The following is a 22,614-nucleotide window of genomic DNA, read 5'->3' as shown; positions in this document are numbered from 1 at the left end:
CGGCCATCCTCACCGCGGGCTCCCCGGGCGGGCGCGGCGGGTGGCGAGCAGCAGGGCGATGTCGTCGGGACGGTCCGCGGTGTGGCGGGCGGACACGACGATCCGGTCCGCGACGCCCGCGAGCGACCGGTTCCCCGGCCGCGCGGCGGGCGCACCGGCCCTGGCCAGCGCGAGCCGCAGCGCGGTGATCCCCTCGTCGATGTCGGTGCCGGGCCGCTCCACGAGGCCGTCCGTGTACAGCGCGAGGACGGCGCCGGGCTCGACGGCGAACTCGGTCAGCGGATAGGGCGCGCCCGGGTCCACCCCGAGCACCACCCCGCCCGGCAGGTCGAGCGTCTCGGTGCGTCCGTCCGGGTGGCGCAGCAACGGTGGCGGGTGCCCCGCGCGGGCCGCGCAGGCCCGTCCGGTGGCGGGGTCGAGCCGGATGTAGCAGCAGCTCGCGAACAGGCCCGGGTCCAGATCGGCGAGCAGGTGGTTGACGCCGCTCATCACCTCGTCGGGCGGCCGGCCGCCTAGGGCGAAGGCGCGCACGGCGCTGCGCAGTTGCCCCATGGTGGCCGCGGCCTGCACGCCGTGCCCCTGCACGTCCCCGATGACCAGGGCCATGCCGTCGCCCGAGGCCACCACGTCGTACCAGTCCCCGCCCACGTCCAGGCCCTGGGTGCCGGGCAGATAGCGGCCCGCGGTCTCCAGCAGCGGGTGCGCGGGCAGCCGCCGGGGCAGCAGCACCTCCTGCAGGCCGCGGGCGAGCGCGGTCTCGGACTCGTAGCGCCGGGCCTTCTCCATGGCGTGCGCGATGAGTCCGGCGAGGGCGGTGAGCACCGTGCGCTCCTCGGTGCTGAAGCCCCGGGAGCGTTCGAAGCCGAGGATGCAGGAGCCGACCGGTCGACCGGAGGCGATCAGCGGCAGGAAGGCGCGGGCGCCCTCCGTGGCGTCCAGCGGGATGCCCGGGTACGCGGAGGCCAGCGCCCGCATCGAGTCGAAGAACAGCGGCCGGCCGCTGGTCAGTGTCTCGACCCCGGGCAGCCGGGCGTCCAGCGGCACCCCTTCGAAGGGCGCGAGGAAACCGGGCGGGAACCCCGTCTCCCACGCCAGGTGCAGATGGCGGTCCTGGAGCAGGTAGATGGCGAGCCGGCGGCCGCCGAACGCCGACAGCAGTTCCCGTACGACCACCTCGGACACCTGGCGGGCGGTGACCGCCTCGGTCAGGGCCACGGCCAGGACGATGGGGCGGTACTCCGGTGCCGTCGTGGTGACCGGCGTGGCCGGATCGCCGGCCTCGGGTCCGGGGGCGCCCTCGGGCACGCCGTGCTCGGGCGTGAGACCGGCGGACGCGTCGGCCACCCGGTTGGCCGGGCGGAGCGTGACCGTGAGGAAGTCCGGCCCCGGATACACGCTGACGGCGAGCCAGTCGCCCTCGTAGGGCTGGGGTGCCGCGCGGCGGCTGGTGTCGGGCGGTCGCCGGACGTGGAAGCCGACCGGCTCCGGGGAGAGCAGGGCACCGCGCAGGTGGTCCTCGTAGGCGGCCTGGTCCAGCCAGGGGACGGCCTCCCACAGGGACCGGCCGACGAGCCTCGCCCGTGGCCCGCCCAGCAGCCGGGCGGCGCGGGGGTTGGCGTAGACGACGGTGCCCAGGCGGTCCAGGCAGCAGACGCCCTCCGGCAGCAGGTCGGCCGCGGCGTCGGCCACGGCGGGGGCGAAGGGATCGCGCACCGCGCCGCGCACCGGACCGCCGACGGGCGGTGCGGACCGCGGACACCACAGCTCCACCAGGCGCAGCGAACCCTCCGCCGTGCGGACGTACAGGGGCAGCCGGGGCGGCCGGCCCGCGGCGGTGTCCCGCAGTGCCGCGGCGATCCGGTGGCCGTCGTCCGGGGCCAGTGTTCCGGTGAGCGTCCCGAGGGCCGCCGGGGTCCCGGCCGCATGCGCCGGGAGGCCGAGCAGGACGCACAGGGGTTCGTCGAGGGTGACGGCGCCGGTGCCCGGGTCCCACCCGAAACTTCCGGCGTGCTGCGGGTGCCGCCCCGCGGCGGGCGGCCGCACGCACAGCGGCTCGCCCTCCCAGACGACCGGCGGCGCGTCACGGTCGGCGTCCAGCCGCTCCAGGGCCGCGCCCAGATCCTGGGCCAGTCCGGCCACGAGGTCCGCGCCCTCCAGCACGTCGGCGGCGTCCGGGGCGGGCAGGCGCAGGACGGTCAGCACGCCGTAGGTCCGGCTCGCCCCGGCGACGGGCACGTACAGGGACCCGAAGGGGAAGGGGAGACCGGCGGCGAACTGCGGGTAGCGGCGCATCGTCTCCGCGGCGTTGGGCAGCACCACGCGCACGCCCAGCCGGTAGGCGTCGGCGACCGGGAAGGGACTGTCGGCGTGCAGGCGCCACCAGGGACGGAAGAGCGGACCGGGCAGTCCGGCGAGGACGGCCAGCCGCAGCAGGCCGGGTGTGGAAGAGCGCAGGTACACACCGCCCACCCGGCCGCCGGCCGCGCCGATCGCCCGGGTGGACGCGTCGATCAGCAGCGCCGGCAGCCGCCCCGGCATCCGGGCGGTGCTCTCGGTGTTCTCGGCGCCCGTACTCATCGGCCCCACCTCGTCCGTGCGCCGCCGCGCGGGCGACACAGCAAGAATGCGCCCCGCCCCGGGGCCGCGCACCCGGTCGGGCCGAACGGCTGACCGTGACCCGGCGGTGACGGGGCGTTGACCTCGCGGACGGGAGTCCGTAATCTCCTCCGCGACATTCGGAAATCGATCCGAAACTTTCGACCCCTCCGGGTGAAGTTCGGCGGCTTCCGCCCTTCCGAACGGCCTCCGCACACCGATTCAGGGAACGGGATGACATGAGCATGATCGTCAGACGTCTGTCGAGAGCGGCCACCGCCGGTCTCGTGGCCGCCGCCGCGCTGACGGCCGCCGCCCACTCCGCCGAAGCAGCCGACACGCTCGGGTCCGCGGCCGCCGGACAGGGCCGCTACTTCGGCACCGCCGTCGCGGCGAGCCACCTCGGCGAGAGCGACTACGCCGCCACGCTGGACCGGGAGTTCAGCTCGGTGACGCCCGAGAACGAGATGAAGTGGGACGCCACCGAGCCCAGCCGCGGCAGCTTCACCTTCACCTCCGCCGACCGGATCGTCGACCACGCGCAGAGCCAGGGCATGGACGTGCGCGGCCACACCCTGGTCTGGCACTCCCAACTGCCCTCCTGGGTGGGCTCGCTGGGCGCCTCCGACCTGCGCACCGCGATGAACGCCCACATCAACGGCCTGATGGGCCACTACAAGGGGGAGATCCACAGCTGGGACGTCGTCAACGAGGCGTTCCAGGACGGCGGCAGCGGCGCCCGGCGCAGCTCGCCCTTCCAGGACAAGCTGGGCGACGGCTTCATCGAGGAGGCGTTCCGCACCGCCCGCGCCGCCGACCCGGCCGCCAAGCTCTGCTACAACGACTACAACACCGACGGCGTCAACGCGAAGAGCAATGCCGTCTACAACATGGTCAAGGACTTCAAGTCCCGCGGCGTGCCCATCGACTGCGTCGGCTTCCAGTCCCACTTCAACAGCAACTCGCCCGTCCCGTCCGACTACCGGCAGAACCTCCAGCGCTTCGCCGACCTCGGCGTGGACGTGCAGATCACCGAGCTGGACATCGAGGGCTCCGGCTCCGCCCAGGCCGCCAACTACACCAAGGTGGTCGAGGCCTGCCTCGCGGTGAGCCGCTGCACCGGCATGACCGTGTGGGGCGTCACCGACAAGTACTCGTGGCGCAGCGGCGGCACCCCGCTGCTGTTCGACGGCGACTACAACGAGAAGCCCGCCTACGACGCCGTCCTGTCCGCCCTCGGCGGCTCGGGCGATCCCGGCGGCCCTGGCGACCCCGGCGAACCGGGTGACGGCGCGAGCTGTACGGCCACCTACACCAAAACCGCGGACTGGAGCAGCGGCTACAACGGCCAGGTCACCATCACCGCGGGCAGCGAGCCGATCGGCTCCTGGACCGCGACGGTCACCCTGCCCGCCCAGCAGTCCGTCTCCTCGCTCTGGAACGGCACGCCCACCTGGAGCGGCAACGTCATGACGGTGCGGCCGAGCTGGAACGGCACCCTGGCGGCCGGCGCGTCCACCAGCTTCGGGTTCACCGCGGCCAAGAACGGCAGCGACGCCGCGCCCACGGTCGGCACCTGCACCGCCTCCTGACCCGGGCGTCCACCCGACCTCGCGCCCGCCCCTCCGCCGGACCTGGGCGCGGTCGGCCGGATCCGTGCACAAAGCGGCGCGTCCGGCGGAAGTTGGGGCAAAGGGATCGTGGGGAGGGTCCTGGTGCGTATCGTGAGAGCCGGGGCCCCCGCTCCCGCCCCTCGGCCCCGGACCGGACGGTGAGGCTCGGTATGACTCCGGCGCACGGACCCGACACCGCGGACGCCTCCGTGGTGTCCGCGGTGGTGGAGTTCAGGGGCGGACCTGCGATGATCCCCGCCTCCAGGGACGTCGTGCACGGCTTCGTCGCGCGACTGTCCGAGCGGGGCCTGGACCTGACGGACGCCTTCCTGGACGCCGCCCGTCTGGTCGCGAGCGAGCTGGTGACGAATGCGCTGCGGCACGCGCCCGGCCCCTGCCGGCTGGAGCTGACCCTGGTGGACGACCGGGTGGAGATCGCGGTGTCGGACACGGCGGAGGCCTTCCCCACCTTCCTGCCCCGCGACCCCGTGCGGGTCGGCCGGCACGGGCTGGAGACAGTGACGCGGCTGTGCGGCGAGGTCATCACCAAGCCGCACGCGACCGGGAAGACGGTGTACGCGCGCCTGCCGCTGGCCTGACCCGCCCTTCAGGCGGTCAGGGCCTGTTCCACACTCGGGTAGCAGGGGATGAGCGCGTCGACGCCCACCAGCCGCAGCACGCGTTCGACGGCGTCGCGCGGTGCGGCCAGCCGGAAGAAGACGCCGCGGGACTCGGCGGCCCGGTGCGCGCAGATGAGGACGTTGATGCCGCTGGAGTCCAGGAACCCCACCTCGCCGAAGTCCACCACCGTGCCCGGCGCGGACTCCACCGACGACAGCAGGACCTCGCGCAGGTGGCTGCTGCCGTCGAGATCCACCTCTCCGGCGAGGATCACGAGGCAGACGCCGTCGCCCGTGGTGGTACGGGTGATCAGCAGCCGCTCCGGTACCGCCGCTCCCTCGATCTCCGCCACACTGCCCTCACTTCTCGCGTGCGCCGCATGTGCCCGGCCGACGTCGGTGGCTTGATGTTAAGGCCCCGCGCGGCCCGCGCGGCCCACTCGTGCGGACCGGAACACGTCGGCCGGACCCGGCCGCGCGGGGCTCGGCGCGCGCGACGGCGCTCCTCTGACTACGGTCGAAGGTGTGGTGGCACACACATTCGAGGAGCTCGTGCACAAGCGCCGCGCGGCGGACCTGGCACAGCACCGGGTCGAGCAGCTGCGGGACTCGTACGGGCCTCCCACACAGCATCAGTGGACCCCGAGGCAGTCGGACACGTACGAGACCGCCGTACGGGCCTGGCGCGACCTGGACCGGGACGCGCGGACCGCGATGGCCGAGTACGTCAAGGAGGGAGGCCAGTCCCGGCACAAGATCGAGGCGAAGCTCCGCAAGGCCGTCCAGGACGACGGCCGCAACACCTGACCCACGGGCCTTCGGGCCGCCCGAGTCACCGGCCGACTCCGCCCGGCCCGGTGCCCGGATCGCCGGTGGTCCCGGCGGGCTCTGCTCGGTCGACTGCCGGGTCAGGGATCAGCCCAGGTCCGCCGTGACCTCGCCGACGAGGTCCCGTACGGCGTCCAGGGCCGCCGCGCGGTCCTCGGGGACCAGGCCGATGCGGGTGCGCCGGTCCAGCAGGTCGGCCTCGTCGAGGGCGCACTCGTGGCGCAGGGCCCACACCAGTTCCGCGCCGGTGACGGGGTGGCCCGGCAGTACGCGCTCGGCGAGGCGCGGCTCCCGGGAGGCGAGGGCCTGGACCGCGGGGGCCTCGGTGCCGTAGTGCCGCACCAGGCGGCGCGGCGCCCGGACCCCGGCCAGGGCGTGCGGGGCGGCGGCGCCGACCAGGGGCAGCGCGGCGGTGGGGGACGGCCCGGCGGCGAGGCCCCGGGCGGCGACGGCGGCGTCCACGGCGTCCTCGGCCATCCGCCGGTACGTGGTGAGCTTGCCGCCGACCACGGTGATCACGCCCTCGGCCGAGGTCAGCACGGCGTGCCGGCGGGAGACGTCCGCCGTACGGGGCGGGGCGCCGGGCCGGTCCGAGGGGGCGGTGTCGAGCAGGGGGCGCAGGCCCGCGAAGGCGCCCACCACGTCCTCGCGGTGGACCGGCACGTCGAGCACCGAACCGAGCACGTCGAGCAGGAAGCCGACGTCGGTCTCCGGCACGTCCGGCACGTCCGGGACGTCCCCGTCCACCGGCTCGTCGGTGAGGCCGACGTAGACGCGGCCGTCGCCCTGGGGCAGGACGAGCACGAAACGGTTGGTCTCGCCGGGGACCGGCACGTGCAGGCCGGCCGGGAGGGGGCCGAGGCGGTCGGAGCGCAGGACGAGGTGGGTGCCGCGGGAGGGGCGGATCCGGATGCCGTCCACGAGGCCGCCCGCCCATACCCCGGAGGCGTTGACCACCGCGCGGGCGCGGATCACCCCCTCCTCTCCGGTCGTCTCGTCACGGACCCGGGCGCCGGACCCGGTCAGCTCCAGCGCCCTGACCCGGGTCAGGATCCGCGCGCCGCGCGCCGCCGAGGTCCGGGCGAGTGCGGTCACCAGCCGGGCGTCGTCGGTGAGCCTGCCGTCCCAGGAGAGCAGTCCGCCGCGCAGCCGGTCGGAGCGCAGCGCCGGGGCGAGGTGACGGGTCTCCACCGCGGACAGCCGCCGTGGCGCGGGCAGTGTGGCCCGTGCGGTGCGCGCCGCGAGACGCAGGGTGTCCCCGGCCCGGAACCCGGCCCACGCCAGCGCGCCCTGGCCGCGGGAGACCAGCGGGGTGAGCGGCAGGACGAACGGCTGGGCGCGCACCAGGTGGGGCGCCGTGCGCTCCATCAGCACCCCGCGTTCCACCGCGCTCTCGTGCGCGACGTCGAGCTGGCCGGAGGCGAGATAGCGCAGCCCGCCGTGGATGAGCTTGGAGCTCCAGCGGGAGGTGCCGAAGGCCAGGTCGTGGGCGTCGACGGCGACGACGCTCAGTCCCCGGGCCGCCGCGTCCAGCGCGGCACCGGCACCGGTCGCGCCGAGACCGACGACCAGGACGTCCACCACGGGGCCGCCGACGGTGTCGGCCACCTCGCGCGAGCGCCGTGCGGCGGACAGGGAGGCCCCGGCGGCGGGGCGGCTGGTGGGGCTCATGGTGCGAGGGTCCTCTCCAGGATGATGCGCAGCTCCGCGAGGAGGGCCGCGGGGGTCAGCTCGGTGTCGTCCTCGTCGGTCATGGTCCGCAGCGACAGGGCGAAGGACTGCACCACCAGCAGCACCGACCGTGCCTGCCGCCCGGTGTGGGTCCGGCGCACCGACCCGTCGGCATGGCCCTCCTCCAGCGCCTCGGCCAGCAGTTCCAGCAGTGCCTCCTGGCTCGCCCCGCGCCGGTCGAGGACGTAGGGCAGGAGCAGCTCCGGATCGACGTCGACGATCTTGCGGAAGAGGGGATGGGCGCGGAACGCCTCCACCCCCGCCACCAGGCCCTCGACGATGCGCGAACGGGTGCCGGTGTCCTGCCCGGGGCCGGGGATCGCGCCGGTGGCCACCGCGATCCACTCCCGGGTCATCAGGTCGCCGACCAGGGACCGCACGTCCGGCCAGCGCCGGTACAGCGTCATCCGGGAGACGCCGGCGCGGCGGGCGACGTCGGTCATCGTCGTGCGCCGCACCCCGACGGCCAGCACGCAGTCGCGTACGGCGTCCAGCACCGTGTCGTTGTCCGAGGGGGTCTGCCTGCTCGAGTGGTTGTGACGATTGGGCGTCATGTGTAACAGTGTAACGCCCAGTGGGCGGTGCGGACGGCATCCCTCGAAGCGACCGTGAGGACGACAGGCAATGGACATGCTGTGGAACGGCTGGGGCGACCCGGCCAGGGCGACGGCGCTGCCCGACACGGTGACCGGGCTGCTGCGCGAGCTGCTCGGCGTCGCACCCCGCGAGGCCGCGCCCCTTCCGCTGGAGGAGATCGACGTACCCGAGTCGCCGCTGGGCCCGGACGCCCGCCGCGCGCTGGAGGCCGCCGTCGGACAGCGCGCGCAGGACGTGCGCACGGACGCGGAGAGCCGCATCCGGCACACCCGCGGCAAGTCCACCCCCGACCTGCTGCGGATGCGCACCGGCGACGTCACCGACACCCCGGCCGCCGTCGTCCTCCCGGACGGTCACGACGAGGTGCTCGCCGTGCTGGCCGCCTGCGCGGAGCACGGCCTGGCCCTCGTCCCCTTCGGCGGTGGCACCTCCGTCGTCGGCGGCCTCGCCCCCGGACGCGAGAGCGCGTTCGCCGCCCTCGACCTGCGCCGCATGAACCGCCTGCTCGACCTCGACGAGGTCTCCCGCACCGCCACCCTCCAGCCAGGCCTGCGCGCCCCCGAGGCCGAGGCGCTGCTCGCCGAACACGGATACACCCTCGGCCACTTCCCCCAGTCCTACGAGTGGGCCACGATCGGCGGCTTCGCCGCGACCCGCTCCAGCGGACAGGCCTCCGCCGGCTACGGCCGCTTCGACGAGATGGTCCTCGGCCTCACCCTCGCCACCCCCGAGGGCACCCTCGACACGGGCCGCGCCCCGCGCTCGGCGGCCGGACCCGACCTGCGCCAGCTCGTCCTGGGCTCGGAGGGCGCCTTCGGCGTCATCACCTCCGTCACCGTGCGCGTCCGGCCCGTGCCGGCGGTCCGGCGCTACGAGGGCTGGCGCTTCTCCTCCTTCGACGCGGGCAGCGCCGCCCTGCGCCGGCTCGCCCAGGACGGCCCGCGCCCCACGGTGCTGCGGCTGTCCGACGAGACCGAGACCCTGATCGGCCTCGCCCAGCCCGACGCCATCGGCGCCTCCCTGGAGCGCCAGGACGCCGGATGCCTGGCGGTCGTCGGCTTCGAGGGCACCGAGGAGGACACCGCGCACCGCCGCGAGAGCGCCGCCGCGGTCCTGCGCGAGAGCGGCGGCACCTTCGCGGGGGAGGAACCGGGGGAGCGCTGGGCCCACGGCCGCTACTCGGCGCCGTACCTGCGCGACTCCCTGCTCGACGCCGGGGCGCTCGCCGAGACCCTGGAGACGGCGGCCCTCTGGTCCCGCCTCCCCGCCCTGTACACCGCCGTCCGCGAGGCACTCACCGCCACCCTCACCGAGTCCGGCACCCCGCCCCTGGTCATGTGCCACATCTCGCACGTCTACGAGAACGGCGCCTCGCTGTACTTCACGGTCGTCTCCGCCCAGGGCGAGGACGCCGTCGCGCACTGGACCCGGGCCAAGCACGCCGCCAACGACGCGATCCTCGCCGCGGGCGGCACCATCACCCACCACCACGCCGTGGGCACCGACCACCGCGACTGGTACGTCCGGGAGGTGGGCCCCCTCGGTGTCGAGGCCCTGCGCGCCGTCAAGCGGAGCCTGGACCCCGCCGGACTGCTCAGCCCTGGGGTGCTGCTGCCGGCGGACTGACCCCGCCGAACGGCACGCTCCCACCCCGTGAGACAACAGTCCGGCACCACCCGTCAGCCCGGAGGCACATCGATGCGACAGTTCACCGCAGTCGTCAACCCCACCGCGGGCGGCGCCACCTCGGCCGCCGCGCTCCTCGGGGTGGCCCGCCTGCTGCGGGAGGCGGGGGCCGGGCTGGAGACCGAGTACAGCCACAGCCTCGCCCACGCCCGCGAACTCGCCCGGCAGGCAGGGGAGCGGGGCCGGGTGGTGCTCGCCGTCGGCGGCGACGGCATGGCGGGCGGGATCGGCGGCGCCCTCAGCGGCACCGGCACCGTGCTCGGGCTGGTCCCGGCCGGGCGCGGCAACGACTTCGCCCGTGCCCTTCGGCTGCCCACCGCCCCGGCCGGACTGGCCGAGGTGCTGCTGCACGGCGAACCCCGCCCCGTCGACACCGTCGAGGTCACCTCCGCCGTCCACGACCGCACCGTCGTCCTCGGCAGCGTCTACGCCGGGGTCGACGCGCTCGCCAACCGGCACGCCAACCACGCGCGGCTGCTGCGCGGCGCCGCCTCCTACTACGCGGGGGCGGTGCGGGCCGTGGCGGGCTGGCGCGCGGCGGGCTACCGGGTCACGGTCGACGGCGAGGAGCACGCCTTCCGCGGCTACACGGTGGTGGCGGCCAACTCCGGCTACTACGGCTTCAACCGGCTCGTCGCCCCCTCCGCCCGGGTGGACGACGGCCTGCTGGACGTGGTGATGATCCACGACGCCCCGCGGCGGCTGTTCTTCGCCCTGATGAACGAACTGTCGACGGGCGCCCACGTCCACCGGCCCCAAGTACGCGTCCTGCGCGGCCGGGAGGTCCGCATCGAGGCGGACCGGGCGATACCCTACGGCGCCGACGGCGAGGTCGAGGCCGTCCTACCCGTCACCGCCAGGGTGCTGCCCGGCGCGCTGCGCGTCCTGTGCTGAACACACCGCGGGGCCGGACGCCCGCAACGGCGCCCGGCCCCGCGGTCCGTCGGTTCAGCCCCGCGGCGTGGTGAAGCGTTCCCACACCCGGTGCGAGCCCATCAGCTCCGTCACCTGTTCCAGGGCCGCGGTGCCGGAGTCGGCGACGATCACCCCCGGAGCGTCGGCGGGCACCCCCGACGCCTCCAGCGCCGGCTCACCGCCCGCCCAGACCCCGATCGCCTTGCCGTGCCGGAACGCCTCCGACAGCAGCAGGCTCACCCGCGGGTCGACCGTCCCCGGCCCCGCGGGCGCCGGCCCGGCCTTGTAGTCGCGCGGCGTGTAGGCGTCGCCGCCCATGTCCGGCGTCCCCGCGATCAGCACCGCGTCGAACTCGACCGACCGCGCGGTGACATAGCTGCGCTGGACGGTCAGCGCGGCGTCGCCGGAGCCGAGGGTGCCGCCGGTCGGCGCCACCACCAGCGGCACCATCCCGGCGTTCAGCACCGCCTCCCGCACCGCGCCCACGCCCTCCAGGTCGGCCCCGCCGGTCACGATGCCGATCACCCTGCCGTCCAGCGGCCAGACGCCGCCCACCTGCGACAGCGCCGGGCTGGGCGCGACGTCGGCGAGTGGCACGGTCGGCGCCGGGGCGGGCAGGCCGAGGCCCTCGGCGACCCCCGCGCACAGCTCGGGGTCGATGTTGGCCAGGACCTGGAGCGTCCGCTCCCGGATCGCCTGCTCGTAGCACTTGCCCAGCTCGAAGGTGTAGGCACCGATGATGTGCTCGCGCTCCACCGGGCTCATGCTCAGCCAGAAGCGGCGCGGCTGGCTGAAGTGGTCCGCGAACGACTCCGGGGCCTCACGGACCTTGTTCCCCTCCGGCACCCGCACCGGCACCTCGACGAACGCGCCGGTGTCCGCACCCGCGGTGAACGGGCAGCCGCCGTCCAGGGAGTTGGGCCGGTAGGGCGCCACGCCCCGGTGCACGGCGCTCTGGTGCATGCCGTCACGCAGCATGTCGTTGACCGGCGCCTGCGGCCGGTTGATCGGCAGCTGCGGGAAGTTGGGGCCGCCCAGACGCGTGATCTGCGTGTCCAGGTACGAGAACAGCCGCCCCGCGAGCAGCGGGTCGTCGGTGACGTCGATACCGGGCACGAGGTGACCGACGTGGAAGGCGATCTGCTCGGTCTCGGCGAAGAAGTTGGACGGGTTGCGGTTCAGGGTCAGCAGCCCGACCGGCTGCACCGGCGCCAGCTCCTCCGGCACGATGTTGGTCGGGTCCAGCAGATCGATGCCCTCGAAGGTCTGCTCCGGGTTGTCGGGGAAGGTCTGGAACCCCAGTTCCCACTGCGGGTACGCGCCCGCCTCGATGGCGTCGGCGAGGTCCCGGCGGTGGAAGTCCGGGTCGACGCCGTTGATGATCTGCGCCTCGTCCCACACCAGCGAGTGCACGCCGAGCTTGGGCTTCCAGTGGAACTTCACCAGCGTCGTGGCGCCCTCGGCGTTCACCAGCCGGAAGGTGTGGACGCCGAAGCCCTCCATCATCCGGAAGGAGCGCGGGATGCCCCGGTCGCCCATGAAGAAGATGGTGTGGTGGGTCGCCTCGGTGTGCAGCGAGACGAAGTCCCAGAAGGTGTCGTGGGCGCTCTGCGCCTGCGGGATCTCCCGGTCGGGGTGCGGCTTCGCCGCGTGCACGACGTCCGGGAACTTGATGGCGTCCTGGATGAAGAAGACCGGGATGTTGTTGCCGACCAGGTCGAAGACACCCTCACTGGTGTAGAACTTCGTCGCGAACCCGCGGGTGTCCCGCACGGTGTCCGACGAACCGCGCGAGCCGACCACCGTGGAGAACCGGGTGAACACCGGCGTCTCCACGTCCGCGGCCAGGAACCCGGCCTTGGTCACCGAGGCCGCCGTGCCGTAGCTCTGGAACACCCCGTGCGCGCCCGCGCCCCTCGCGTGCACCACGCGCTCCGGGATGCGCTCGTGGTCGAAGTGCATGACCTTCTCGCGCAGGTGGTGGTCCTGGAGCAGTACGGGACCGCGCGGCCCGGCCTTCAGCGAGTGGTCGGTGTCGTACAGCCGAGTCCCCTGGGCGTTCGTCAGGTAGCTGCCGGACTGCGCCACCCGGGCCTGGTCGGCGCCCGTGGGCTGACCGGTCGGGGACACGGTGTCCGGGCCGGTCTGGTCCGGCTTCGGCGGCAGCGGCTCCCGGGGCTCGGTGGGCTCGGCGACGGCGGGCGACTCGGGGCCGGGCCTGCCGGGGATTCCGTCCGGCGGCCCGCCGGCCTCGCCGTGCAGGCCCTCGGTCACCTTGCGGGCTACTCGCTTGAGGGGATTGGCCTCGCTCATCGGCCTTTCTCCGTTTCTGGGCGGGCCGCTGCACGCGCCCGGTCGTGTTCGAGTACCGACTGCCGTGGTGGGCCGTGACCGCGTACCCAGCCGTCGGGACTCAAGGCATGGGCGCGGGAAACGGAGGGGGTTGGCTCAGGTGATGGTCTGTCCGTCGTGGGTGCCGCCCCGGCAGACCGCCGTCAGGGAGCCGGTCCCGGCCCCGTCGGCGGTGATGACGATCCCTCCGCCGCCTTGCAGGCACTCGGTCGCCGTCACGTCGCTCGCCACGCCCGGGGCGCGCGGCACCGAGGCCTCCGCTCCGGCGGCGCCCAGGACCGACAGGGCCAGGGCCGCGACGACGGTGCACGACGACTTGCGCATGGGGACGGCTCCTTCTCACCGGTGCCGTCCCAGCGTCACCGGCCCGGCCGCGGCACGCCACCGGGGGCGTGCGCAGGGGGGAACGCGCACGGCGGAGCGCGCACGGCGGAGGGCCCCGGCCGCGACCGCGGACCGGGGCCCTCGAAGCACCGGACAGGCCCTAACCCTCCGTGTGTGTCACCGCCACCGGCTCGAACGACACCCTGGTGCGGGCGCCGTCGGCCGCCCAGACGACCTCCACGCCGTCCTCACCGGGCACCACCTCGGCGACGGCCGCACCGGCCGGGACGCTCACCGGTCCACCGGTCAGCGCGGCCAGGCCGACGTGCACGGAGGTGCCGCCCGCCGGGCCGGACAGCCGGGGCAGCTCCGCCCACGGCACGTACGCCGTGCCCTGCGGGGCGCGCACGGTCTCCGCCTCCGGCTCCCAGCCGTGCAGGCCGTGCAGCGTGGAGGTCAGGGGCTCCTCGGGACCGGTGGCCCACCCGGTGTGGGTGACCCGGGCCCCGGCCGGCGCCCCGACCACCCGGTGCACCCGCAGTTCGTACGGCCCCCGGGCCACCGTGACGCTCTCCACCCGCAGTCCCGGCACCATCGGCGGCCCGGACGCGAAGACGGGCCGGTGCCAGGACGCCGCCCAGCCCCAGCCGTCGCCGCCTCCCGCCCCCAGCGGACGGACGCGGCGCCGCACACTCGAGACGCCGTTCACCTCGACCGACAGGTGGTTGTCCGCGACGTTCTCCCGCGCCGTGGGACCCGTCCGGGTCGAGTAGGCCTGCCGGCCGTAGTGCGGGTCGTCCTCGGCCGCCGACTCGCCCTCGTGCGGGCGGACGTGGTCGCTGCCGTGATTGTGCAGCCGTACGATCCCGTCGGCGCGGGTCGCCTGCACCAGCAGTCCCGGTGCGGACAGGGCCAGGACGCGGTCGGCCTCCTCCACCGGCGCCGGCTCCTCCGGCGCCGTCCACAGCGGGTGGTCCGCGGGAGCGAGCAGCGAGACGAACGCCTTCGACGCCCAGTACGGGGAGGCCGGGCCCGAGTACGGCTGGAGGGTCGCCTCGTGCGGGCCGTACCAGCCGAGGCTCAGCAACCCCTCGTCGGTCAGCGCCCCGCGGTCCACGAAGTACCGCAGGCTGCCGCTCACCAGCCGCCGCGAGGCACCCGGCGTCAGCGGGGTGTGCCCGGTCAGCGCGCCCAGGCCGACGGCCGCCGACGCGGCGAAACGGTAGGTGAGCGAGCGCCCGAAGTGCAGCGGCGCCCCGTCCGAGCCGAACATCAGGGCGAAGCCGTCGAGATGGGCGCGCAACCGCTCCCCGTACCGGGCGAGGGCGTCGGTGTCGCCGCCGAGGTGGGCGTCGAGCACCGGGTAGAGGTGCAGCGCCCAGCCGTTGTAGTGGTCGAAGGCGCGTCCGTCACCGTCGGCGTACCAGCCCTCGCCCCGGTACCAGCCCTCCATCAGCTCCAGCGCCCGGTGCCGGGCCGCGGCCGTCTCGGCGTCACCGCGGCCGACCGACTCCAGGAACCCGGCGACCGTGTACGGGAACAGGTACCAGTTGTTGGGCGCCGGTACGTGCCGCAGCGCCCCGCGCAGCCACTCCTCCACCCGGTCCTGGACGCCGGAGTCGAGGCGCTTCCACAGCCACGGCGCGGTCAGCCGCAGCCCGAGTGCCACCGAGGCGGACTCCACCATGGGCTGGCCCTGCACGTCGTGGTCGAGGATCAGCGGCCACGACTCGGTGTCGTCGCGGCCGGGGGTGCGGGTGCCCGACGCGAGGCCCTCGGCGTAGCGGTCCAGCCAGCCGTGCGGGTCCGCGCCGTCCGCCCCCGCGACGCGGAAGCCCGCCGCGAGGAAGGTCCGCGCGAAGCCCTCGAGACCGTCGGAGCGCACCCCCGAGCGCGAGGGCCGCCCCGGCAGGTCGAGCAGGGCGCGGCCCGGGGTGCTCCAGCGCCACGCGGCCCACAGCAGCCCGTCCGCGACGGCCTCCCAGTGGGCCCGGGTGTAACCGGTGTACGGGCTCGACGCACGGTCCTCGGTGGGCAGTTCGAACGGGATGCTCATGCCAGGAACGCCAGCCTTTCGCGTCGTACGGGGTGGAGGAAGCCGGTACCGGACGCCCAGCGGGTCGTCTCGGCGAGGGCGAGATCGGCGAGACGGCGCCACTCGTTGCCCTCGGAGCCGGCGAGGTGCGGGGTGATCAGGGCGTGCTCGCAGTCCCACAGCGGGTGGTCCGGCGGCAGCGCCTCGGGGTCGGTGACGTCCAGGACGGCCCGGATGCGGCCCGCCAGCACGGCGTCGGTGAGCGCGTCCTGGTCGATCACCGCCCCGCGGGAGGTGTTGACCAGCACCGCGTCGGCGGGCATCGCGTCGATCAGCGAACGGCTCACCAGACCGCGGGTCGTGGGCAGCAGCGGGGTGTGCACGCTGACGGTGTCGCAGCGCTCGAACAGCTCCCGCAGCCCCACGTTCCCGACGCCCAGCTCGGCGGCCTCCGCGTCGCTCACGTACGGGTCGTGCAGCAGGACCTCGACGTCGTGCGGCCGCAGCAGCTCCACGACCCGGCGGCCGATCAGCGAGGCGGACAGGATGCCCACCGTGCGCCGGTAGTTGCCGACGCCGCGCGAGGTGCGCAGCCAGTTCCCGCGGACCCGGGAGGCCCGGTAGTCGCGGGCCCGCTCCAGGACCCGCTTGCCGGTCAGCAGGATCATGCCGAGCGTGTACTCGGCCACCGGCAGCGCGTTGGCCGCGGCGGCCGAGGAGACCTCGACGCCACGGTCCCAGCACGCGTCGGTGACGTGCCCGCGGACGCTGCCCGCCGTGTGCACCACGGCCCGCAGGCGGGGCGCCGACCGCAGCACCTCCGCGTCCAGCGGCGGACAGCCCCACCCGGTGATCAGCAGCTCCACGTCCGCCAGTACGGATCTCGCCCGCGCCGTGGACAGGTCGTCGAGCACCGGGAACGGCGCGAGGTCGCAGACCCGGCGGAAGGCGGCGAGGGACTGGGGGTCGAGGACGGCCGAGGCGGCGTCCGGGGACATGGCCACGGCGGCACGGGGCCGGTGGCCGGGTCCGGGGGCGTGCACGGTCACTTGACGGCTCCGGCGGTCAGGCCGCTGCGCCAGAAACGCTGGAGCAGCACGAAGGCGAGGATGAGCGGCAGGACGGCGAGCAGCGAGCCCATGATCACCACGGGGTAGTACTCGGGCGACACGGACGCCGAACTGTTCCACTGGTACAGGCCGAGACTGACGGGATACAGGTCCTGGTCGGACAGCATCACCATGGGCAGGAAGAAGTTGTTCCAGATCGCGGTGAGCTGGAAGAGGAAGACGGTGATCAGACCGGGCCCGAGCATCCTGAGCGCCACCCGCGCGTACGTGGTCAGCTCCCCGGCGCCGTCCACGCGCGCCGCCTCCAGCACCTCGTCGGGCACATAGCCCCGAGCGAAGATCCGGCCGAGGTACACGCCGAACGGATTGAACAGCACCGGGATGAAGACGGCCCAGAAGGTGTTGACCAGGCCGGCCTCGGAGGCCATCAGGTACAGCGGCAGCGCGAGCACCGTCTGCGGCACCATCACCGCCGCCAGCACCAGGCCGAACAGCTTCTCCTTGTGCCGGAAGCGGTACTTGTCGAAGGCGTAGCCGCAGGCCACGCTCACCAGCGCGCCGACGGCGGCGCCGATCACCGCGTACAGCAGGCTGTTGACGTACCAGCGGCCGTACAGCCCGCCGTCCATGGCGAAGACGTCCTTGAGGTTCTGCAGGAGGGAGAAGTCGCTCAGGGACAGCAGGTCGCTGCTGAACAGCGCGTCGCGGTTCTTGGTCGAGGCCAGCACCAGCCACAGCACCGGCAGCAGGGTGTAGAGGACGGAGACGGCGACGACCACGTTGACGGTCGCCCGGCCCAGCAGTTTGGGGCGGAGCAGGGAGCTGTCGGCGGCGCTCATCGGGCCTCCTCGGAGTCGGCGCGGCTGGTGAAGCGGGTGACGCCGTACGACAGGGCGATGGTGCACACCAGCAGCACCACCGAGGCGGCCGCCGCGAGGCTGTAGTTGTTCCGGGTGAAGGCCGCGTCGTAGATGTACATGCTGGGCGAGAAGCGCGAGTTGATCATCGGGGAGGACTGGCTGAGCAGCATCGGCTCGGTGAACAGCTGGAGCGCCCAGATCAGGGTGAAGATCGAGACCATCACGATGGAGGCCCGCACCAGCGGCGTCTTGACCTGGAGCGCCGTGCGCACCGGTCCGGCGCCGTCGACGACGGACGCCTCGATCACCTCGCGGGGCACCGCCTGGAGGGCGGCGTAGAAGACCACCATGTTGTAGCCGAGGTTGCTCCACAGGGCGATGTTCACGATGGACGGGATCACCGTGTGCACGCCCAGGAAGTCGATCGTGATGTCGCCCTTGGCGAACAGCTCGATCACCGGGCTGATGCCGGGCGTGTACAGGTACAGCCAGATCAGCGCCGCGATGATGCCGGGTACCGCGTGCGGCAGGAAGAGGCCGAGCTGGGCGAGGCCGCGCAGCCGGACCACGCCCGAGTCGAGGAGCAGGGCGAGGGCGAGCGCGCCGACGACCATCAGCGGGATGTAGATCAGGCAGTACAGGGCGACCGTGCCGAGCCCGCCGAGGAAGGTGGGGTCGGTGAGCACGGCCGCGTAGGAGCGCAGCCCGACGAAGACCTGGCGCTCCGGGCCGAAGCCGAGACCGGGCTGGTCGTCGCTGAAGAAGCTGAGGTAGACGGCGGTGCCGACGGGGATCAGGAAGACGGTGACCAGCAGGGCGAAGAACGGCGTCATGAGGACGCCGGCGGCGGTCAGTTGACGGCGCTTGGCCGCTCTGCGGGCCCGCAGGCCCGAGTCGGAGGGTGCCGGGGAGGCGGCGCGGGCGGCGCCGGCCGGCACCCGTGAGTGGGTGGTCGTGGTCATGGGTGTGTCACCTGCCTTTCGTCGGCTCAGGTGCTGTGCTGGGTGGTGGACAGGCCGAGGGCCTTGAGGTCGGGCATGGTGCCCTCCTGCGCGGTGCGCAGCGACTCGACGAGGCTGCCCTGGCCGCCGCCGACGCGGGCGAAGGAGTCCTGCATGACCTTCTGGGTGGCGCTCATCCGCGGGCCCCAGAGCCACTGGTCGCCGATCTTCTCGGCCTCCTGCTCGAACAGGGTGTAGATGTCCTGACCGCCGTAGTACGAGCGGTCGAAGGCCTCGCGGCCCACCGCGACCAGGCCGGGGGCGGCCGGGTACTGGCTGCTGGTGCCGCTGGAGAGCCGGGCGCGCAGGGCGTCGGGGTGGGAGACCTGCCACTCGATGAACTCCATGGCGGCCTCCGGGTGCTCGCTGTCCTCGGTGATCGCGAAGGTCGAGCCGCCGTGCGTGCCGGCCGAGGGACTGCCGGTGTCCCACTGCGGCAGCGGCGCGATCCGCCACTGGCCCTTCTGCCCCGGCCGCGCGTTCATCTGGGCGCCGGCGTCCCAGGCGCCGGTGAGCCGGGTGAGGACCAGTCCGTTGCCGATCTGCGCGTCGGACTGCCGGCTCTCGACGGCGTTCATGAAGACGTCGTCCCGGTCGATCAGACCCTGCCAGTACTCGCCGACCCGCCGGGAGGGCGCGTCGGCGAGGGAGACGTTCCAGGCGCCCTTCGAGGTGTCGAACCACTGGGCGCCCGCCTGCCACGCGTAGCACGCGAACTGCGTCATCCCGTCGGTCGGGAAGAGCACCAGCCGGCGGTCGGGTGCCTTGCGGTGCACCGTCGCGGCCTGCTCGGCGAACTCGTCCCAGGTGCGGGCGACTTCGAGCCCGTAGCGGTCGAACAGGTCGGCGCGGTAGTGCATCACCATGGGTTCGACGTCCAGCGGCACGGCGAACACCCGGCGTTCGAAGGTGGTCAGGCCGAGCGCCTGCGGCAGCAGCTTGCGGCGCAGGCCGTCGCTCATCAGGTCGGTGATGTCGCGGGCGACGCCGTCGATGGCGAACCCCGGGACCTGCGGATACTCCAGGGTGGCGACATCGGGCGCGTTCCCCGCCCGGGCGGCGTTGCTGAGCTTGGCGTAGCCGCCCTGCCCGCCGGAGGGGATCTGCTGGAACTCCACCTGGACCGTGCGGTGGGTGCGGTTGAACGCATCGACCACCTCCTGGCTGCCGCGCAGGGCGGACCAGAAGGTGATGCGGGTGGTGGTGCCCGTGCGGGCCGACGATGCGCTGTTCCCCCCGCTGCAGGCGCTCGCGGCTCCTGCAAGGGGTACGGCGGTCATCGCGGCGAGCACGGAGCGACGGCTGGGTCGTCCGGGCATGGCGCCTCCGCGGCTCCTGCGGGTCCGCGCGGGTGCGGACACGACTCTTCGAGACACCGGAATCCTGAACGCCCTGCCTCAAACGGTCAATAGATCGATCAGAAGAAAATGAAACGCTCAAACGCTCATTCGCCAAGCGGTTCGAGCAAAGGGTCTGTCGAGCCGCGCACCTTCAGCCGCGGCAGCAGCTCCACCCGCCGGCCCGGCACCCGGCTCCCGGGCCCTTCGGACAGCCGCTGGAGCAGCAGCTCCGCCGCCGCGTGACCGACCTCGGCCTTCGGCGGCGACACGGCCGTCAGCGGGGGCGAGGCAAGACCGGCCACCACGTCGTCGTACGCGACCACCGAGCAGTCCTCGGGCACCCGCACCCCCTCCTCCGCGAGGCGCTGGACGACCATCAGCGCGTCCACGTCACCGTGCAGCACCATCGCGGTCGCGCCCACCTTGCGCATCAGCGCCGGCGGTTCGGCCGTCTCGTCCGCCGAGTACGGCCCGTCGGCCCCGGCCTCCGGCGCGACCAGTGTCCACGCCCACCGCTCCACCAGGGGATGCGCCCCGGCGATCTCCGTGAAGGCGGCACGCAGCGAACGGGCGGTGGGGCTGTCGTGCCGGGTGGCGACCACGATCCGCCGGTGCCCGAGTCCCACCAGGTGCTCCACCGCCAGGTGCGCCCCGTACCAGTGGTCCGAGCAGACCGAGTCCAGGGCGTGCAGCGCGCTGCCGCGCCACGGGCGGCGCTCCATCAGCACCGTCGGCACGCCGGTCCCGGCCAGCCACTCGTGGTCGGCCTCCTCGTCGGCCCGGCCGCGCCACCGCGGTGCGATCAGCAGCCCGTCCGCTCCGTCCGCCAGCGCCCGCTCCACCAGCGGGCGTTCGGCACCGGACGCCTGCGGCGCGAGGTGCAGCGCCATGCGTACCCCCGCCCGCTCCAGGACCGTCCGGGCCCCGTGCAGGGTCTCCGTCAGGTACGAGTGCCGCACGGGCACCACCACGGCCACCCGGTCCCCGGCCGCCGGGACCGACTCGGGGGCGCTCTCCCGGGCCGGCAGCGTCGACCGCACGACCCCGTGCCCGCGGCTCAGCCTGCCCTCGCGCGTCAGCTCCTCGACGTCCCGGCGCACGGTGACCACCGAGACCTGCAACTCGTCGGCGAGGTCACGCACCCGCGCGGTACCGCGCGATTGGACCGCCGCCAGTATCCGCTGGCGCCTGAGATCGACCGGCTCCCGCATCAGGTCTCCCCACCCGAGAATGTTCGTTTGAGCGATTCCGCGCCATCATAACGATCGCTCGGACCGGGTGCCGGTGTCCCTACGGTTCCGGGTCGGCGAGGAGGGGGCCCAGCGGGCCCAGGTCGAGGTTCAGGTCGGAGCGGCTGAGGCCGTGCTGGGCGCACAGGTCGTCCATGCGCTCGTCGAGCAGCATGAGCGCCGTGCCGAGCCGGTCCTCCTGCTCCGCGCTCAGCGTCCCCTCGTCGAAGCGGCGCACGGCCTGGCGTTCCATGAGCTGGCGCAGCAGTTCCACCACGGTGAGGACCAGCGCGGCCAGGTCGTTCGTCACCCGCTCGGGATCCAGGTCGAGGGCATGGGCGGCACGGTCCCGGGGCGCGGTCACAGCGGCCCGCTGTCCGGCCAGGGAGCGGGCATCCGCTCGTTCACCGACGACAGCAGCGCGTGCAGGGAGACCCGCACCAGCGGCACGTCCGCGACGGCCAGGACCAGATCGCCGCTGACCACGACCCCGGTCGCCAGCACCCGGTCCAGCAGGTCGACCAGGGGCACACCGACCGGTGCGTAGGGCTCCGGTCCGCCCCAGGGCACGGGAGCGGGGCCAGGCGTACGGGCGTCCGGGACGGTCATGAAGGGGTCTCCTGGTCCGGGCCCGGCCGTGGGTCCTCGTCCCAGCGGGCGAAGGAGTACGGGATCCACGGGCCCGAGGCCTCCACCCGCACGGCCGGGTGCCGCCCGTCGGCGGTGAACCGCGCCAGGGCGGCGGTGAAGTCCGCGCGCCGCGCGTCCTCCACCAGGTAGGCGACGTTCAGCAGTTGCGGGGCGCGGCGGCCCGTCAGCCGCTCGCTCTGCGGCCGGTGCCGTGTCGCGGCGACCGCGTGGGACCGCAGTGCCGCGTCGACGGCCTCCGCCTCGGCCAGCGCCCTGCCGTGGGCACCCTGCCGCTCCCGCCGTCGTGCGCTGGCCCGGCTGAGGTAGGCACGGCCACCACTGCCCGGCCCCGCGGGGGCGCCGGTGTCCGTGGAGGCGCCGGTGTCCGTGTCGGTCTCGGGCGTCGCCTCGGCGACGTGCACCTTCACCGCCCACTCGGTACGGTCCCGGAGACGGTCGAGCAGCGTGTCCAGCACCGGCCGCCGGGCGGCCACCGCCCGCTCCGCGGTCCGGTCGCCGCGGTACAGGGTCGCCATCGGCAGCGGCACCACGGGGCCCCGCCCGGCCGCGGCCTCGACGCCCCGGTGATGGGCGCGGGCGCAGCGCTCCAGGTCCGCGGGCCGGTTGAGACGTTCGGTCAGCGCCTCCTCGCCGAACAGGGCGGCCGGGACGTCCTGCACAACCAGACACAGGTCGCCCGCGCGCAGCACGCGCAGCGCACCGCCCTCCTCGTGCCCCCTCGCCGCCGCCAGCCCGGCGGGGTCCGGCGGGGTCCGGGTGACGGCGAACGCGCACACCAGTCCGGGGGCCGTCGGCCCTGCGGCGGGCGCGCTCATCGCACCGCTCCCGTCGTCTCCCCGGCGGCCCCCTCCAGGGCGTCCAGGCGCTCCCGCAGCCGCGCGTTCTCCTCGGCGAGCGCGTCCCGCGCGGCCCGGGACGACAGCGCGGGGTCGGTCTCCCACCAGTCGATGCCCGCCTCCTTCGCGGTGTCCACGGAGGCGATGAACAACCGCAGCCTGATCGTCAGCAGTTCGATGTCGAGCAGGTCGATCTTGATGTCGCCGGCGATGACGATGCCCTTGTCGAGGACGCGTTCGAGAAGGTCGGCGAGGCTGCCGGAGGGCGGCCCGTAGGGCTCGGTGTCCTGGCCGGGGTACCGGTGGTCGAGGTCCGTCACCGCGTACTCCC

The 22,614-nt window shown here is 74.1% G+C and carries 21 protein-coding genes; 5 read left to right on the top strand and 16 right to left on the bottom strand.

Going from position 1 to position 22,614, the window contains the following annotated elements; translation table 11 throughout:
- Positions 1–9: 9 nt before the first annotated feature.
- Complete coding sequence (locus ACZ7MF_RS17770; RefSeq protein ID WP_471477722.1) at positions 10–2,577, bottom strand: SpoIIE family protein phosphatase; 2,568 nt, start codon at positions 2,575–2,577, stop codon at positions 10–12.
- A gap of 257 nt (positions 2,578–2,834) precedes the next feature.
- On the opposite strand from ACZ7MF_RS17770, the gene ACZ7MF_RS17765 reads away from it, so the two are divergent.
- Complete coding sequence (locus ACZ7MF_RS17765) at positions 2,835–4,187, top strand: glycoside hydrolase family 10 protein (protein WP_471477721.1); 1,353 nt, start codon at positions 2,835–2,837, stop codon at positions 4,185–4,187.
- Positions 4,188–4,378: 191 nt separating this feature from the next.
- On the top strand, positions 4,379–4,807 hold the full coding sequence (locus tag ACZ7MF_RS17760; RefSeq protein WP_471477720.1) for an ATP-binding protein: 429 nt from the start codon (positions 4,379–4,381) through the stop codon (positions 4,805–4,807).
- Between the two features lie 8 nt (positions 4,808–4,815).
- Here the strand turns inward: ACZ7MF_RS17760 and ACZ7MF_RS17755 are convergent, their stop codons facing one another.
- The gene (locus tag ACZ7MF_RS17755) at positions 4,816–5,181 is read right to left on the bottom strand and encodes an STAS domain-containing protein (RefSeq protein WP_471477719.1); all 366 of its coding nucleotides are present in this window, start codon (positions 5,179–5,181) and stop codon (positions 4,816–4,818) included.
- Between the two features lie 175 nt (positions 5,182–5,356).
- Between ACZ7MF_RS17755 and ACZ7MF_RS17750 the strand changes: the two genes are divergently transcribed.
- Entirely contained in the window at positions 5,357–5,635 is a 279-nt protein-coding gene (locus tag ACZ7MF_RS17750; RefSeq protein WP_471478869.1) for a hypothetical protein, read from the top strand.
- 108 nt (positions 5,636–5,743) lie between these two features.
- Here the strand turns inward: ACZ7MF_RS17750 and ACZ7MF_RS17745 are convergent, their stop codons facing one another.
- Entirely contained in the window at positions 5,744–7,327 is a 1,584-nt protein-coding gene (locus ACZ7MF_RS17745; RefSeq protein WP_471477718.1) for a glycerol-3-phosphate dehydrogenase/oxidase, read from the bottom strand.
- Positions 7,324–7,941, bottom strand: a complete 618-nt coding sequence (locus ACZ7MF_RS17740; protein WP_471477717.1) for a TetR/AcrR family transcriptional regulator — start codon at positions 7,939–7,941, stop codon at positions 7,324–7,326. The genes ACZ7MF_RS17745 and ACZ7MF_RS17740 overlap by 4 nt, the downstream gene beginning before the upstream one ends.
- A 70-nt stretch (positions 7,942–8,011) precedes the next feature.
- Here ACZ7MF_RS17740 and ACZ7MF_RS17735 point away from each other — a divergent pair, with 70 nt between their 5' ends.
- Both ACZ7MF_RS17735 and ACZ7MF_RS17730 read left to right on the top strand, forming a co-directional pair.
- Positions 8,012–9,610 carry an FAD-binding oxidoreductase gene (locus ACZ7MF_RS17735; RefSeq protein ID WP_471477716.1) on the top strand — a complete coding sequence of 533 codons (1,599 nt, stop codon included), beginning with the start codon at positions 8,012–8,014 and terminating at the stop codon, positions 9,608–9,610.
- A 72-nt stretch (positions 9,611–9,682) separates the two neighbouring features.
- On the top strand, positions 9,683–10,564 hold the full coding sequence (locus ACZ7MF_RS17730) for a diacylglycerol kinase family protein (protein WP_471477715.1): 882 nt from the start codon (positions 9,683–9,685) through the stop codon (positions 10,562–10,564).
- 54 nt (positions 10,565–10,618) lie between these two features.
- Here ACZ7MF_RS17730 and catB read toward each other — a convergent pair whose 3' ends face one another.
- The 12 genes from catB to ACZ7MF_RS17670 form a co-directional block, all read right to left on the bottom strand.
- A complete protein-coding gene (gene catB, locus ACZ7MF_RS17725) occupies positions 10,619–12,898 on the bottom strand; it encodes a catalase CatB (RefSeq protein WP_471477714.1) in 2,280 nt (759 codons plus the stop codon).
- Positions 12,899–13,033: 135 nt separating this feature from the next.
- On the bottom strand, positions 13,034–13,261 hold the full coding sequence (locus tag ACZ7MF_RS17720; RefSeq protein ID WP_471477713.1) for a hypothetical protein: 228 nt from the start codon (positions 13,259–13,261) through the stop codon (positions 13,034–13,036).
- A 160-nt stretch (positions 13,262–13,421) separates the two neighbouring features.
- A complete protein-coding gene (locus ACZ7MF_RS17715) occupies positions 13,422–15,317 on the bottom strand; it encodes a DUF2264 domain-containing protein (protein ID WP_471477712.1) in 1,896 nt (631 codons plus the stop codon).
- A complete protein-coding gene (locus ACZ7MF_RS17710; RefSeq protein WP_471477711.1) occupies positions 15,314–16,345 on the bottom strand; it encodes a hydroxyacid dehydrogenase in 1,032 nt (343 codons plus the stop codon). The genes ACZ7MF_RS17715 and ACZ7MF_RS17710 overlap by 4 nt, the downstream gene beginning before the upstream one ends.
- Positions 16,342–17,205 carry a carbohydrate ABC transporter permease gene (locus tag ACZ7MF_RS17705; RefSeq protein WP_398327323.1) on the bottom strand — a complete coding sequence of 288 codons (864 nt, stop codon included), beginning with the start codon at positions 17,203–17,205 and terminating at the stop codon, positions 16,342–16,344. Before ACZ7MF_RS17705 ends, ACZ7MF_RS17710 begins: the two co-directional genes overlap by 4 nt.
- A complete protein-coding gene (locus ACZ7MF_RS17700; protein ID WP_471477710.1) occupies positions 17,202–18,188 on the bottom strand; it encodes a carbohydrate ABC transporter permease in 987 nt (328 codons plus the stop codon). The genes ACZ7MF_RS17705 and ACZ7MF_RS17700 overlap by 4 nt, the downstream gene beginning before the upstream one ends.
- 26 nt (positions 18,189–18,214) lie before the next feature.
- On the bottom strand, positions 18,215–19,546 hold the full coding sequence (locus tag ACZ7MF_RS17695) for an ABC transporter substrate-binding protein (protein ID WP_471477709.1): 1,332 nt from the start codon (positions 19,544–19,546) through the stop codon (positions 18,215–18,217).
- Positions 19,547–19,671: 125 nt separating this feature from the next.
- Positions 19,672–20,778: a substrate-binding domain-containing protein gene (locus ACZ7MF_RS17690; RefSeq protein ID WP_471477708.1), complete on the bottom strand. Its 1,107-nt coding sequence runs from the start codon at positions 20,776–20,778 to the stop codon at positions 19,672–19,674.
- Between the two features lie 79 nt (positions 20,779–20,857).
- Positions 20,858–21,160 carry a gas vesicle protein K gene (locus tag ACZ7MF_RS17685; RefSeq protein ID WP_030185284.1) on the bottom strand — a complete coding sequence of 101 codons (303 nt, stop codon included), beginning with the start codon at positions 21,158–21,160 and terminating at the stop codon, positions 20,858–20,860.
- Complete coding sequence (locus ACZ7MF_RS17680; protein WP_471477707.1) at positions 21,157–21,405, bottom strand: gas vesicle protein; 249 nt, start codon at positions 21,403–21,405, stop codon at positions 21,157–21,159. The genes ACZ7MF_RS17685 and ACZ7MF_RS17680 overlap by 4 nt, the downstream gene beginning before the upstream one ends.
- Positions 21,402–22,262 (bottom strand): GvpL/GvpF family gas vesicle protein, encoded by an 861-nt coding sequence (locus tag ACZ7MF_RS17675; protein ID WP_471477706.1) that lies wholly within the window; start codon positions 22,260–22,262, stop codon positions 21,402–21,404. Before ACZ7MF_RS17675 ends, ACZ7MF_RS17680 begins: the two co-directional genes overlap by 4 nt.
- Entirely contained in the window at positions 22,259–22,603 is a 345-nt protein-coding gene (locus ACZ7MF_RS17670) for a gas vesicle protein (protein ID WP_471477705.1), read from the bottom strand. Before ACZ7MF_RS17670 ends, ACZ7MF_RS17675 begins: the two co-directional genes overlap by 4 nt.
- Between the last annotated feature and the right edge of the window lie 11 nt (positions 22,604–22,614).

The sequence above is a fragment of the Streptomyces sp. NPDC111628 genome (assembly GCF_055635195.1).
Note: the sequence above shows the minus strand (reverse complement) of the source record. Positions and strands in the feature narration are given on the sequence as shown.